The organism is Hymenobacter segetis, assembly GCF_054776495.1.
This window is the reverse complement of record NZ_BAAHBV010000001.1, coordinates 268,162-280,799: the sequence shown is the minus strand read 5'-3', so window position 1 is coordinate 280,799 and position 12,638 is coordinate 268,162. Positions and strand designations below refer to the sequence as shown.

Here is a 12,638-nt window from a genome sequence, read left to right as displayed (position 1 = left end):
TTTTTTGATTCACTACCGCCAACGAACCTTCTCACCAGCCTTCCCCGCGCGCAACCGGGTGGGCACGCTAGCCAGAATCAATTCCCGCAAAGCGGTGAGCAGTGTCGTACGCACAAAGCCGTGGTGCACAACTAGGCTCACCTCGCGTACCGGGGTGGGGGCCACGAAACGCTTGAGCAGCGGGTTGCGGTCGACTTCGTCCAGCACGGCCAGTTCGGGAACCAGCGTGTAGCCGTGGTGGTGGCGCACCAGCTCTTTCAGCGTTTCGATGGAGCCGCTTTCGTAGGCCACCGCTCCGGTGGAAGCCGTTCGGCCGCACAGGTTCAGGACTTGGTTGCGGAAGCAGTGGCCCTCCTGCATTAGCCACAGGCCGGGGCTGGCCAGGTCGGCCGGGCTCACGGTGGCGCGGGCGGCCAGCGGGTGGTCCTCGGAGGCGAGCAGCAGGAACGGCTCGTCCAGCAGAGGCAGCTCGTGCAGCAGCCGGTCATCGAGCGGTGTGACCAGCAGTCCCACGTCCAGCCGGTAGTCCTTGAGGCGCAGCATGATTTCCTCCGAGCGCAACTCCTCAATGTGGACGCGCAAATTGGGGTAGGCCTTACTGAGGCCCACCAGGAAGCGCGGCACCAGGTACGGAGCCAGCGTGGAGATGACGCCTAGGCGCAGCTCGCCCACCACCTCGCCTTTGGCCACCTGCACCAGCTCACGCAGTTGCTGGGCTTCGTGCAGCACGCGCCGGGCCTGGGTAATCACCTGGGCCCCGACGGCCGTGGGCTCGGCCCCGCGCTGGGTGCGGTCGAACAGCAATACGCCAAGCTCCTCTTCTAGCTTTTGCACCTGCACGCTTAGCGCGGGCTGGCTCACGAAGCTTTTTTCGGCGGCCAGGCCGAACTGGCGGTGCGTATCTAAGGCCACGAGGTAGCCAAGTTGTTGGAGATTCATGACAGACGAGCAGCGCGCTACTTATAGGTTTTGGTTATAAAGTTATAAACAAAATCGATTTTGATTATGCATTTGCACCCAGTAGCTTTGTGCAAAGCTGCTACCCACTGCCCTGCTTCGGCCGCCTAATAACGGCTTTCCAGGCAAGTCCGCAAACTTTTTAATTCACCCGGCCATTTACAAGGCCGACCACCAAAACCACTTTCAAGATGAGCGCCAACCTGCACGACCTCCCCGCAGACAACTCCATCCTCCACGACCTGAACGCGGACGCCGCCCAGTGCCCCTTCCTCAACGGCGCGGTGAAGCAGACGGCCGGTGGCGGCCGCACCAACCGCGAGTGGTGGCCCAATATGCTGAAGCTTAGCATCCTGCGCCAGCAGTCTGCCCTGTCCGACCCGATGGACAAGGATTTCAACTACGCCGAAGAATTCAAGAAGCTGGACCTGAACGCCGTGAAGCAGGACCTGTTCGAGCTGATGACCAACTCGCAGGACTGGTGGCCGGCCGACTACGGCCACTACGGCCCCTTCTTCATCCGGATGGCCTGGCACAGCGCCGGCACCTACCGCATTGCCGACGGCCGCGGCGGCGCGGGCATGGGCATGCAACGCTTCGCCCCCCTCAACAGCTGGCCCGATAACGCCAACCTCGACAAAGCCCGCCTCCTGCTCTGGCCCATCAAGCAGAAATACGGCAAGCAGATTTCCTGGGCCGACCTCATCATCCTCACCGGCAACTGCGCCCTGGAGTCGATGGGTCTGAAGCCGTTCGGCTTCGCCGGCGGCCGCCCCGATGGCTGGGAGCCGCAGGAAGACGTGTACTGGGGCCCCGAAACCGAGTGGCTCGGCGACAAGCGCTACGTGGACGACCGGCAGCTGGAAAACCCGCTGGCCGCCGTACAAATGGGCCTCATCTACGTGAACCCCGAAGGCCCGGACGGCGAGCCCATCCCTGAGCGCTCGGCCCGCGACATCCGCGAAACCTTCGGCCGCATGGCCATGAACGACGAAGAAACCGTGGCCCTGATTGCCGGCGGCCACACCTTCGGCAAAACCCACGGCGCCGCTGCCCCCGCCAAATTCGTGGCCCGCGAGCCCGCCGGCGCGCCTATTGAAGAGTTGGGCCAGGGCTGGCGCAACAGCTTCGGCAAAGGCCACTCCGAGCACACCATCACCAGCGGCCTCGAAGGCGCCTGGACCCGCACGCCCGCGAAGTGGAGCAACGACTACTTCGACAACCTCTTCGGTTTCGAGTGGGAGCTGACCAAGAGCCCCGCCGGCGCGCACCAGTGGCGCCCCGTGAACGGCGGCGGCGCCGGCACCATCCCCGATGCCCACGACCCGGCCGTGAAGCACGCCCCCTTCATGCTGACCTCGGACATCGCCCTGCGCGCCGACCCGGCCTATGAGAAGATTTCGCGCCGCTTCCACGAAAACCCCGACCAGTTTGCCGATGCCTTCGCCCGCGCCTGGTTCAAGCTGACGCACCGCGACATGGGCCCCAAGGAGCGCTACCTCGGCCCCGAAGTTCCCACCGAAGAGCTGCTCTGGCAAGACCCGATTCCCGCTGTTACTTACCAGGTAATTGACGACCAGGACGTGGCCGCGCTGAAAGGCAAAATTGCCGAATCCGGCCTCACCGTGCAGCAATTGGTATCCACGGCCTGGGCTTCGGCCTCCACCTACCGCGGCTCCGACAAGCGCGGCGGCACCAACGGCGGCCGCCTCCGCTTGGCCCCGCAGCGCTACTGGGAAGTGAACAACCCCGCCCAGCTCTCCACCGTGCTCAACAAGCTCGGCGGCATTCAGCAGGAGTTCAACGCGGCCCAGACCGGCGGCAAACAGGTTTCGATGGCCGACCTCATCGTGCTGGCCGGCGTGGTCGGCATCGAGCAGGCCGCCAAAAACGCTGGCCACGACGTGACCGTGCCCTTCACCCCCGGCCGCGCCGATGCCTCGCAGGAGCAAACCGACGTGGTATCGTTCCAGGCCCTGGAGCCGGCCGCCGATGGCTTCCGCAACTACCTCAAAACGCACCACCGCGCCGCCGCCGAGGAGCTGCTGATTGACAAAGCCCAGCTGCTGACCCTGACTGCCCCCGAATTGACCGTCCTGTTCGGTGGCCTGCGCGCCATCAACATCAACTTCGACGGCTCGAACAACGGCGTGTTCACCACCCAGGCCGGCGCGCTCACCAACGACTACTTCCTGAACCTGCTCGACCTGAACACCACCTGGGCCAGCACCTCGGACGCCCAAAACCTCTTCAACGGCCGCGACCGCAAAACCGGCCAGACGAAGTGGACCGGCACCCGCGTCGACCTGATTTTCGGCTCGAACTCCGAGCTGCGCGCCCTGGCCGAAGTGTACGCCTTCGGCGATTCGCAGGAGAAGTTCGTGAAGGACTTCGTGGCCGTGTGGGCCAAGGTGATGAACCTCGGCCGCTTCGACCTGGCCAAGTCGTAAGGCCACCCGCCAGCGCTTCCGCCCCGCAAGGTGCGGCAGTAGCTGAAGCCTCAAAAGAAACGCCCCGCAACGAATTCGTTGCGGGGCGTTTCTTTTTGAGAAAAAAAATAGCGTTGTAAAAGAGACGGATAAAAAGAATTTGTAAGCTGTGAGACTAACTCTAGCAGACTCACAAGATGTTTATATACCATCTGCTCCATACTCTACTTATTTCATCCTTGTTCATATTTTCTTTCTATTTCTCCATTAAGTGTCTCTGCACTCCTTCCCTTAACTCCCATCAATGCCTTAATGAACGGGTCAAGGAAAACATAGCATTCGAATAATTTCTTACGCTTTTCCTTGACTAATACAAGTGCATTCTCTCTTCCATTTATTGTTAGCAAATTTTCACCTTGTTCATGGAAAAACTTATGAATTAAATAATTACGGGCATCTAAAGCTGATTCCAGCTTTTCTTTAAATCCTTCACTAACTGTAACAATTTCTTGCAGTTGTTTTGTAAGATTCCCTAAAGTCTTTTTCGATAGACTTTGCATGTAATTATCAATCTTTTCGTCATGTTCATTATTGGAAAGGTTTAGCTCGTTATTCAGCATAAGCATCATAAACGCTAAGGAGTATTCCAGTTTTTGTGAGTCCAATACAGCATAGCCTAGTACGTCTGTTATTGGTTTTATTTCTTTTAAATCGAGAGTCATAATTTTTTTTGATTTATTAAGATTAATCCACCGTCAGCTTCAAATGCTTGCCAAACCCCTCCCACACAATCCGCATGAGAGTGGAGAGGCGAATGTCGCTGGCGTTGTTTTCGATGCGGGAGATGTACGTTTTCGTCGTGCCGCATTTGGCAGCCAGTTGCTCCTGCGTCATGTTGTTTTCCTTGCGCATTTCTTGGAGCATCGCGCCTAGCTTGAAAGCTTCGTAACCTTCTTCGAAAGTTTCGCGGGCGGCGGTGCCACGGGCACCATATTGGTTGTCGATGAAATCATCGAGGTCAACCAGCTTGCTTTGCTTTGTCTTCATAGTATTGTTTTCTAAGTCGTTCGGCACGTTCGATTTCATTAGGAGGCGTTTTTTGGGTTTTCTTTTGGAAACCATTCAGCACGATAACTAGCCGGCCCTCATCGAAAAAGCAGAAAATGCGGAAGATGTCGCTGCCGGCGCTGACGCGGATTTCATAGAGGCCAACGGTGCCGGTGAGATGCTTGAGATACTTCTCGGGCACCACCGGAATTTCGCGAATCAGGCGAAAGGTCCACAGAATACGGTCCTGAATTTTCTGGTTTTGCTTGTTGTAAAAAGTCCGGAATTCATCCCCGTAAATTTCGAGACTGCGGATTTGGCCCTTGAAATCACTCACCTCACGAAGTTACCTAATTGGATAACACCAAGCAAGCCGCTGGCGTTTCAGCAGCTTCATAAAGCAGCTGCCCGCTTCACCAACCCGCCCTGCTCCCAACCTCAAAAGTGCCTCTGGATGCGGTAGGTGCGGTCCGGAAAATTAGAAGCATTCCGGGAAACCTTCATTTCCGCTTCATGCCAGCGGGGGCAAGTTTGTACTGTCAACCCACGACACAGGCTGCGCTGCATCGCCCCTCCCACCCTTCGATGTGCGCTTTCGGCTTGTTTGGCTCCGGCAGGTTTGCTGGTGACCAAGGGCTTTCTGCTGTTTGAGCGAAGCCTTCCGCGAAGTATGAATAACCCCAATCAGCCCACCCCGGCCCCGATGGATTTTGTGTTGTGGCCCCGAATTCCCTTCGGCCAGCCCACGGGCCGCTGGCCGGCACCACCGCCTGATTCGCCGCCCGGCACAGGCGCGTTCCCCAATGCATCGCGGGTCAGGCCAGCCGTTCGGTGCCGTTCTCTGAATTACCATTTTCTATGCAATACCCCCCGCTTGTCACGTTACCCAAGGTTCCTATGAAAAAAATGTTCATGCTGCTGAGCTGCGGTGCTTTGTTCTATACCACCGGCTGCAAGGAAGAAAAAAAGGAAGTCGAAGAGCAGATTAAACTGGTGGCCACTAGCCCCTTGCAGAAGGACACCACCATCACCAAGGAGTATGTGGCCCAGATTCACTCCTTCCAGCGCATTGAGCTGCGGGCCCTGGAGAAAGGCTATCTGGAGAAGATTTTCGTGGACGAGGGCCAGCACGTTTCGCAGGGCCAAACCATGTTTCAGATTAAGCCCACGATATACCAGGCCGAGCTGAAAAAGTCGCAGGCCGAGGCGCACTACGTGCAGATGGAATATCAGAACACCCGGAAGCTGGCCGACAAGAACATCGTGTCGGGCAGCGAGTTGGCGCTGGCGCAGGCCAAGTACGACAAGGCCAACGCCGACGTATCATTGGCCCAGACGCACCTGCAATTCACGACGGTGAAGGCCCCGTTCAGCGGCATCATGGACCACTTCCAAGGCCGACTGGGCAGCCTCGTGGATGAGGGCGACCTGCTGACAACCCTCTCCGACAACAGCAAAATGTGGGTGTACTACAACGTGCCCGAAGCCGAGTATCTGGCTTATAAGCAGCACGCCAAGACCAACGACAAGGCTGCGCACGTGAAGCTGCGCATGGCCAACAACGAGGTATTCGACCAGACCGGCGTGGTGCAAACCATTGAGGCTGATTTCAATAACGAAACTGGCAACATCGCCTTCCGCGCCACATTCCCCAACCCCGACGCACTGCTGCGCAACGGCGAAACCGGCAGCGTGCTCATGACCGTGCCGTTGAAAAACGCCCTCATCATCCCGCAAAAAGCCACCTTCGAAATCCTCGAAAAGAAGTACGTTTTCGTGGTGGATAAGAACAACGTGGTACACCAGCGCGAAGTCGGCATTGCTTCGGAAATGCCTGACCTGTACATTATTGGCTCCGGCATCACGCCCAACGACCGCATCCTGCTGGAAGGCCTGCGCAAGGTGAAAGACGGTGACAAAGTGGCTTACGACTATAAGGCGCCGCAGGGGGTTCTCTCGAATTTGAAGGTGACGGCCGAGTAGGCGGCCCATCTCCTCAAGCTAGTGAATCCGGCAGTTTGTAGCGTGGACTCTGCGAGTCCGCGCCCGGGCGAACAGCCCGCTCATGCGCGGACTCGCAGAGTCCACGCTACAAATCCCAGTCGGCATCCTTCCTAATAATATCCACACAGCCAGAAGAATATGTTTAGTAAATTCATTCGCAGGCCCGTATTTGCCATTGTTATTTCGATTTCCATCCTGCTTATGGGCGGGCTGGCGATTATGCAGCTGCCGACGTCGCAGTTTCCGGAGATTTCGCCGCCCCTCGTGATGGTGAGCGCCTCCTACCCCGGCGCCAGCGCCAAGGTGCTGACCGAGTCGGTGCTGATTCCGCTGGAACAGGCGGTGAACGGGGTGCCGGGCATGAAGTACATGACCTCCGATGCCGTATCGGCCGGTGAGGCCAACATTCAAATTGTGTTCAACCTGGGCACCAACCCCGACCAGGCGGTGGTGAACGTGAACACCCGCATTGCGCAGGTACTCAACCGCCTGCCGCTGATTGTGCAGCGCGAGGGCGTGATTGTGAACCGCGTGGTGCCTAACATGCTGATGTACGTGAACTTGTACTCGAAAGACAAGAACACGGACATGAAGTACCTGTTCAACTTCGCCGGTGTGAACATGATACCCGAGCTGCAGCGCCTCGGCGGCATTGGCCGGGCCAGCATTCTGGGTAGCCGGCAGTACGCCATGCGCGTGTGGCTGAAACCCGACCGCATGCGGGCCTACAACATCTCGGTGGACGACGTGATGAAGGCGCTGGACGAGCAGAGCGTGATTGGCTCGCCGGGTCGTATCGGCCGGGCCGATGGCAAGAATGCGCAGTCGCTGGAATACGTGCTGAGCTACCAGGGCCGCTTCAACGACGTGGAGCAGTATAAGAACGTGATTCTGAGGGCCAACCCGAACGGGGAAAGCCTGCACCTGAAGGACGTGGCCAACGTGGAGCTGGGTTCGGAATACTACGACATCTACTCCAACCTGAACCAGTACCCTTCGGCGGCCATCGTGCTGAAGCAGACTTACGGCTCGAACGCTTCGGACGTAATTAAAGAGGTGAAGGCTAAGCTGGAAGAGCTGAAAAAGAGCAGCTTCCCGCCCGGCATGGACTACAAAATCACCTACGACGTGTCGAACTTTCTCGACGCATCGATTGAGAACGTGATTCACACCCTGCGCGATGCCTTCATTCTGGTGGCGCTGGTGGTATTCATCTTCCTCGGCGACTGGCGCTCGACGCTGATTCCGGCGCTGGCCGTGCCGGTGTCGCTGGTGGGCTCGTTCATTGCGATGCAGGCGTTCGGCCTCACCATCAACATGATTACGCTGTTTGCGCTCGTGCTTTCGATTGGTATTGTGGTCGATAACGCCATTGTGGTGATTGAGGCGGTGCACGCCAAGATGGACGAGCAGCATCTATCGCCTTATAATGCAGTCCGACAAGTGGTTGGGGAAATCAGCGGCGCCATTATTGGTATCACCATCATGATGACGGCCGTGTTCATTCCGGTGTCGTTCATGAGCGGCCCGGTGGGCATTTTCTACCGCCAGTTCTCCATTACCATGGCCACGGCCATCGTGATTTCGGGCCTCGTGGCTCTGACCCTGACGCCGGTGCTCTGCGCCATGATTCTGAAAAACCACCACGGCCAACCCAAGAAGCAGACGCCGCTGCAGCGCTTCTTCGACTGGTTCAACCGCGGATTTGAGAAGCTGACGAATGCGTATGTGGGCCTGCTGCAGCGCATTGTGGCCAACCGCATTGTGACGTTCGTGATGCTGGTGGCCTTCGGGCTGGGCATCTGGGCCATCTCGGCGGGGCTGCCGGCCGGCTTTATTCCGAGCGAAGACCAGGGCCTGATTTACGCCATTGTGCAGACGCCGCCCGGCACCACGCTGGAGCAAACCAACGCCGTATCGAAGCGCCTGCGCGACCTAGCCAAGGACGTGCCCGGCATCGCCAACATCTCGACGCTGGCCGGTTACGAAGTACTGACCGAAGGCCGTGGCTCGAACGCTGGTACCTGTCTGATTGACTTGAAGCCGTGGAGCGAGCGTAAGGAATCCATTGCTGACATCGTGGAGAACCTGGAGAAGAAGGCCAAGCAGATTCCCGGCGCGACCATCGAATTCTTCGAGCCGCCGGCAGTACCGGGCTACGGCGCGGCGGGTGGTTTCCAGCTGCAGATGCTCGACAAAACCAGCACAGGCGACTACAAGGCCCTGGAACGGGTGAACAACGAGTTCATTGCCAAGCTAAAAAAGCGCAAGGAGCTGGCGGGTGTCTTCACCTTCTTCTCGGCCAACTACCCCCAGTACGAGCTCAAAATTGATAACGAGTTGGCCATGCAAAAAGGCGTGAGCATCGGCAACGCCATGAACACGCTGAGCATCCTGGTGGGCTCGACTTACGAGCTGGGCTTCATCAAGTACCAGCGCTTCTTCAAGGTGTTCGTGCAGGCCTCGCCAGAGTACCGCAAGCTGCCCGAGGACATCCTGAATATGTGGGCCAAAAACGATAAGGGCGAAATGGTGCCGTTCTCGGCCTTCATGAAAATCGTGAAGTCGCAGGGTGCCAACGAAATCAACCGCTACAACATGTACCCCACGGGCTCCATCCGGGGCGGCGCGGCGGCCGGCTATAGCTCGGGCGAGGCCATCAAGGCCGTGCAGGAAGTGGCCGAAACCCTGCCCCACGGCTACGGCATCGACTGGGGCGGCCTGTCGAAAGACGAAGTGAGCCGCGGCAATGAGTCGACCGTGATTTTCCTCATCGTGCTGGTGTTCGTGTACCTGGTGCTGGCCGCGCAGTACGAAAGCTTCCTGCTGCCGCTGGCCGTTATTCTCTCGCTGGTGGCGGGTGTGTTTGGCTCGTTCCTGTTCATCAAGATGTTTGGCCTGGCCAATGACATCTACGCTCAGGTAGGTCTGGTAATGCTCGTCGGCCTGCTGGGTAAAAACGCGGTACTGATTGTGGAATTCGCGGCCCTGAAACACGAAGAAGGCATGAGTGTCCGCGACGCGGCCATCGAAGGTGCCAAGACCCGTTTCCGTCCGATTCTGATGACCTCCTTCGCCTTCATCGCCGGCCTGATTCCGCTAGTAGTGGCCACGGGTGCCGGCGCTATCGGCAACCGTACCATTGGTAGCTCGGCGCTGGGCGGTATGCTGTTCGGCACCGTGTTCGGGGTAATCATCATCCCCGGCCTGTACTACTTCTTCGGCACTCTGGCCGGCAATAGCAAACTGATTAAGGATGAGAACGAAGCCCCCATCCTCGAAGGCGTAGAGCCCCGCGTTACACTAGAAGAAATGGAGCCTTATGCTTAAGCAACGAATTTATAAAGTCCTCGGCGCGGCCAGCCTGGCCCTCGCCGTGGGGGCCTGCAAAACGCCCGAGCTGGTGGTGAAGAACGAAAGCCGCAACGTGCCGGCCAGCTATTCTACCGCCACTTCCTCGGTCGCTTCCCTCGACAGCGCCACCACCGCCCGCGTGCAGTGGAAGCAGTTTTTCACCGACCCCAACCTGCAAGGCCTGATTGAAACCGCCCTGCAAAACAACCAGGAGCTGAACATCACGCTCCAGGAAATCGAAATTGCCCGCAACGAAATCCGCGTCCGCCAGGGCGAGTACCTGCCCTTCGTGCGCCTCGGTGCCCGGGCCGATGTGGAGAAGGTTGGTAAGTACACGCTGCAAGGCGCGACAGAAGAGCAGGTTGATATTAAGGAGGGCCGCCGCACGCCCGACCCACTCACCAATTTCCAGCTGGGCGCGTTTGCCACTTGGGAGGTCGATATCTGGCACAAGCTGCGCAATGCCAAGAAGGCCGCGGCCATCCGCTATCTGGCCACCGTGGAGGGCAAAAACTTCATGGTGACCAACCTGATTGCCGAAATCGCCAACTCCTACTACGAGCTTCTGGCCTACGATAATCAGCTGGCCATCGTGCAGCAGAACATCGGCATCCAGAGCAACGCGCTGGAGCTGGTGAAGCTGCAGAAGGAGTCGGCCCGCGCCACCGAGCTGGCCGTGAAACGCTTCGAGGCCCAATTGCAGCACACCAAAGCCCTGCAGTTCAAGCTCCAGCAAAGCATCGTCGAAACCGAGAACAAGCTGAACTACCTGGCCGGCCGCTACCCGCAGCCGGTTGCTCGCAACGCACAGTCGTTCAATGCCCTGCTGCCGTTCACCATCCAGGCCGGCTCGCCCGCACAATTGCTGGCCAACCGCCCCGATATCCGGCAGGCCGAGCAGCAGCTGGCCGCCGCCAAAATCGACGTGCAGGTAGCCCGCGCCAACTTCTACCCCTCGCTGGGCCTGTCCGGCGGCGTCGGGCTGGCGGCCTTCACGCCCGGCCTGCTGGTGTCAACGCCCCAGTCCCTGCTCTACGCGCTGGGGGCCGACTTAGCCGGCCCGCTGTTCAACCGCAACGGCATCAAGGCGGCCTATTACAATGCCAATGCCCTGCAAACGCAGGCCGTGTACAAGTACGAAAAAACGGTCCTGAACGCCTACGTCGAGGTTTCTAACCAGGTATCGAGCATCAGCAACCTGGCCCAGAGCTACGATGCGAAAGCCAAGGAAGTGGCAGCCCTCAACCAGTCGGTTGAGATTTCCAACAGCCTCTTCCGCTACGCCCGCGCCGACTACACGGAAGTCCTCTTCACCCAGCGCGACGCTCTGGAATCGAAGTTCGACCTCATCGAAACCCGTATGCAGCAGCTCAACGCCTCGGTGAACGTGTACCGCGCCCTAGGCGGCGGCTGGAAGTAATCAGGCCCCGCGAGTAGCTCAAGCAGCTATTGCCGCGAAACAAACGCCCCGCAACGAGTTCGTTGCGGGGCGTTTTTGGGTTTACAGTGTACCTAACGAATCTGTTTCTGAATCAGATTATATCGAAATCATATTTGATGGCTAACGCAAGTTAAACTTTCCAAATTCTCGTTTAGCTGATAAACCCTGTCTAAATAAGTATGTACATCCGAATCGAGCAAGTCATTCTTTTCAAGAATTGTTTCATCGACCAAGTCGATAAATAATGCGTAGATATTATGAGTAATATAATTTCTCTGTTTAGAAATTTACTTAAGAGCAGTAACCAGATTATCATTCAGCAGATTATTCTTTTCAGCTATGCCTATTAATGCTCCAAGAGTTTTTCCACTGAAATTTTCTTTAGCGTTACTCCGCAATAAGAGAAGAATCAATTCCGCTTCCAGTTTACCGGAATGTAATGCCACCCTACCCAGTGCAGAGGTAAACTCATCAGATTCGACAAGTAGATTATAAAAATCCACACCTTTCGTGGGCTCACCCTTGTACATCATTATTCTAAAATTAAAGCGCTGAATTATCTGTATTCGTAACTTCTTTACTTGGTGTATGAATTCGCCACATCATGTTTACTACACACTTCCTTTCATTCCAGCTTTTTCAATCCTCAATCGTCTCAATCCTAATTTACTTCAGTCGCTTAAGATGCTCCTTCATGGCGTTTGGCTGTTCCGGGGATTGGGCGCTGCCACCCGGTGACCTCGCCGGTGCCACGCAGCGCATGGCGGGGACGGTACGACTTGGTGAGGTTGACAAAGAATCTAAGGCTGCTTTTCAGTCCGAAAGCTTGTAGATATACTCTTCAACCTCTGTTTGCCGAGCATTAGCAAATCCTTTATCCTTTCCAGTCGTTACAAACCCGCATTTCTCTAAAACCTTTTGTGAGCCATAATTATCGAAGGCTACACGGCCATAAATTGGTCTGGCCTGCTCAATCTTCAAAAAGTCTCTAAGCGCGGTTGTGGCAATTCCTTGTCCCCAAAACTTTCTATCAATCCAATAGGTGATTCCAACTTCACCGTGCATAACGAATTTTGCTATACTACCCACAATTTCACCATCGACTTTTATTGTCCGCATAGTTATTGTTGGGTCAGTTAAAAACGGTGTGTATTTTTTAATGTACGCAGCTTTGTCGTTCGGGTCTTTAGATGCGAACGCAGCTAAACGATTTGCTTCTTCGTCGACCTGAAACAGAAACAACGTATTTAAATCGTCATTGTCTGTTTTGGTCAATGTGATAATGTGGTCTGTCATCACGCTGAAATTCAATATGGCTTTGCAGGTTCTAGGCAGGTTGAAGGTGTCAATTTAATCAATATTAGCAGCATAGCCGCCGGGTTTATTCATCGAAACTCAATCACTTG

10 protein-coding genes are annotated in these 12,638 nt (G+C 56.6%); 4 read left to right on the top strand and 6 right to left on the bottom strand.

Annotated elements, in window-relative coordinates; translation table 11 throughout:
* Positions 1-12: 12 nt before the first annotated feature.
* Positions 13-939: a hydrogen peroxide-inducible genes activator gene (locus ACYU70_RS01235; RefSeq protein WP_342295707.1), complete on the bottom strand. Its 927-nt coding sequence runs from the start codon at positions 937-939 to the stop codon at positions 13-15.
* 209 nt (positions 940-1,148) lie between these two features.
* Between ACYU70_RS01235 and katG the strand changes: the two genes are divergently transcribed.
* Positions 1,149-3,407, top strand: coding sequence for a catalase/peroxidase HPI (katG, locus tag ACYU70_RS01230; protein ID WP_342295706.1), 2,259 nt, complete (start codon positions 1,149-1,151; stop codon positions 3,405-3,407).
* Positions 3,408-3,619: 212 nt separating this feature from the next.
* Here the strand turns inward: katG and ACYU70_RS01225 are convergent, their stop codons facing one another.
* The 3 genes from ACYU70_RS01225 to ACYU70_RS01215 are packed head-to-tail and all read right to left on the bottom strand — an operon-like array spanning position 3,620 to position 4,770.
* Complete coding sequence (locus tag ACYU70_RS01225; protein WP_342295704.1) at positions 3,620-4,108, bottom strand: hypothetical protein; 489 nt, start codon at positions 4,106-4,108, stop codon at positions 3,620-3,622.
* 22 nt (positions 4,109-4,130) lie between these two features.
* Complete coding sequence (locus ACYU70_RS01220; protein WP_342295703.1) at positions 4,131-4,433, bottom strand: helix-turn-helix domain-containing protein; 303 nt, start codon at positions 4,431-4,433, stop codon at positions 4,131-4,133.
* Entirely contained in the window at positions 4,405-4,770 is a 366-nt protein-coding gene (locus tag ACYU70_RS01215; protein WP_342295702.1) for a type II toxin-antitoxin system RelE/ParE family toxin, read from the bottom strand. The genes ACYU70_RS01220 and ACYU70_RS01215 overlap by 29 nt, the downstream gene beginning before the upstream one ends.
* Before the next feature lie 560 nt (positions 4,771-5,330).
* Between ACYU70_RS01215 and ACYU70_RS01210 the strand changes: the two genes are divergently transcribed.
* From ACYU70_RS01210 to ACYU70_RS01200, 3 genes are all read left to right on the top strand, one after another.
* Positions 5,331-6,416: an efflux RND transporter periplasmic adaptor subunit gene (locus ACYU70_RS01210; RefSeq protein ID WP_342295701.1), complete on the top strand. Its 1,086-nt coding sequence runs from the start codon at positions 5,331-5,333 to the stop codon at positions 6,414-6,416.
* 159 nt (positions 6,417-6,575) lie between these two features.
* Positions 6,576-9,767, top strand: coding sequence for an efflux RND transporter permease subunit (locus ACYU70_RS01205; protein WP_342295699.1), 3,192 nt, complete (start codon positions 6,576-6,578; stop codon positions 9,765-9,767).
* Positions 9,760-11,211, top strand: a complete 1,452-nt coding sequence (locus tag ACYU70_RS01200) for a TolC family protein (protein ID WP_342295697.1) — start codon at positions 9,760-9,762, stop codon at positions 11,209-11,211. Before ACYU70_RS01205 ends, ACYU70_RS01200 begins: the two co-directional genes overlap by 8 nt.
* Before the next feature lie 308 nt (positions 11,212-11,519).
* On the opposite strand, the gene ACYU70_RS01195 is transcribed toward ACYU70_RS01200, so the two are convergent.
* Together ACYU70_RS01195 and ACYU70_RS01190 are read right to left on the bottom strand one after the other, a co-directional pair.
* Positions 11,520-11,765, bottom strand: a complete 246-nt coding sequence (locus ACYU70_RS01195) for a hypothetical protein (RefSeq protein WP_342295695.1) — start codon at positions 11,763-11,765, stop codon at positions 11,520-11,522.
* Positions 11,766-12,045: 280 nt separating this feature from the next.
* The gene (locus tag ACYU70_RS01190) at positions 12,046-12,528 is read right to left on the bottom strand and encodes a GNAT family N-acetyltransferase (protein WP_342295838.1); all 483 of its coding nucleotides are present in this window, start codon (positions 12,526-12,528) and stop codon (positions 12,046-12,048) included.
* Positions 12,529-12,638: the final 110 nt, after the last annotated feature.

Excerpts from the sequence above, each read along its gene's own strand:
- ACYU70_RS01190 (WP_342295838.1), bottom strand. The coding sequence starts at position 12,528 with ATGACAGACCACATTATCACATTGACCAAAACAGACAATGACGATTTA.
- katG (WP_342295706.1), top strand. The coding sequence starts at position 1,149 with ATGAGCGCCAACCTGCACGACCTCCCCGCAGACAACTCCATCCTCCAC.
- ACYU70_RS01200 (WP_342295697.1), top strand. The coding sequence starts at position 9,760 with ATGCTTAAGCAACGAATTTATAAAGTCCTCGGCGCGGCCAGCCTGGCC.
- ACYU70_RS01235 (WP_342295707.1), bottom strand. The coding sequence starts at position 939 with ATGAATCTCCAACAACTTGGCTACCTCGTGGCCTTAGATACGCACCGC.
- ACYU70_RS01205 (WP_342295699.1), top strand. The coding sequence starts at position 6,576 with ATGTTTAGTAAATTCATTCGCAGGCCCGTATTTGCCATTGTTATTTCG.
- ACYU70_RS01210 (WP_342295701.1), top strand. The coding sequence starts at position 5,331 with ATGAAAAAAATGTTCATGCTGCTGAGCTGCGGTGCTTTGTTCTATACC.
- ACYU70_RS01225 (WP_342295704.1), bottom strand. The coding sequence starts at position 4,108 with ATGACTCTCGATTTAAAAGAAATAAAACCAATAACAGACGTACTAGGC.
- ACYU70_RS01195 (WP_342295695.1), bottom strand. The coding sequence starts at position 11,765 with ATGATGTACAAGGGTGAGCCCACGAAAGGTGTGGATTTTTATAATCTA.
- ACYU70_RS01220 (WP_342295703.1), bottom strand. The coding sequence starts at position 4,433 with ATGAAGACAAAGCAAAGCAAGCTGGTTGACCTCGATGATTTCATCGAC.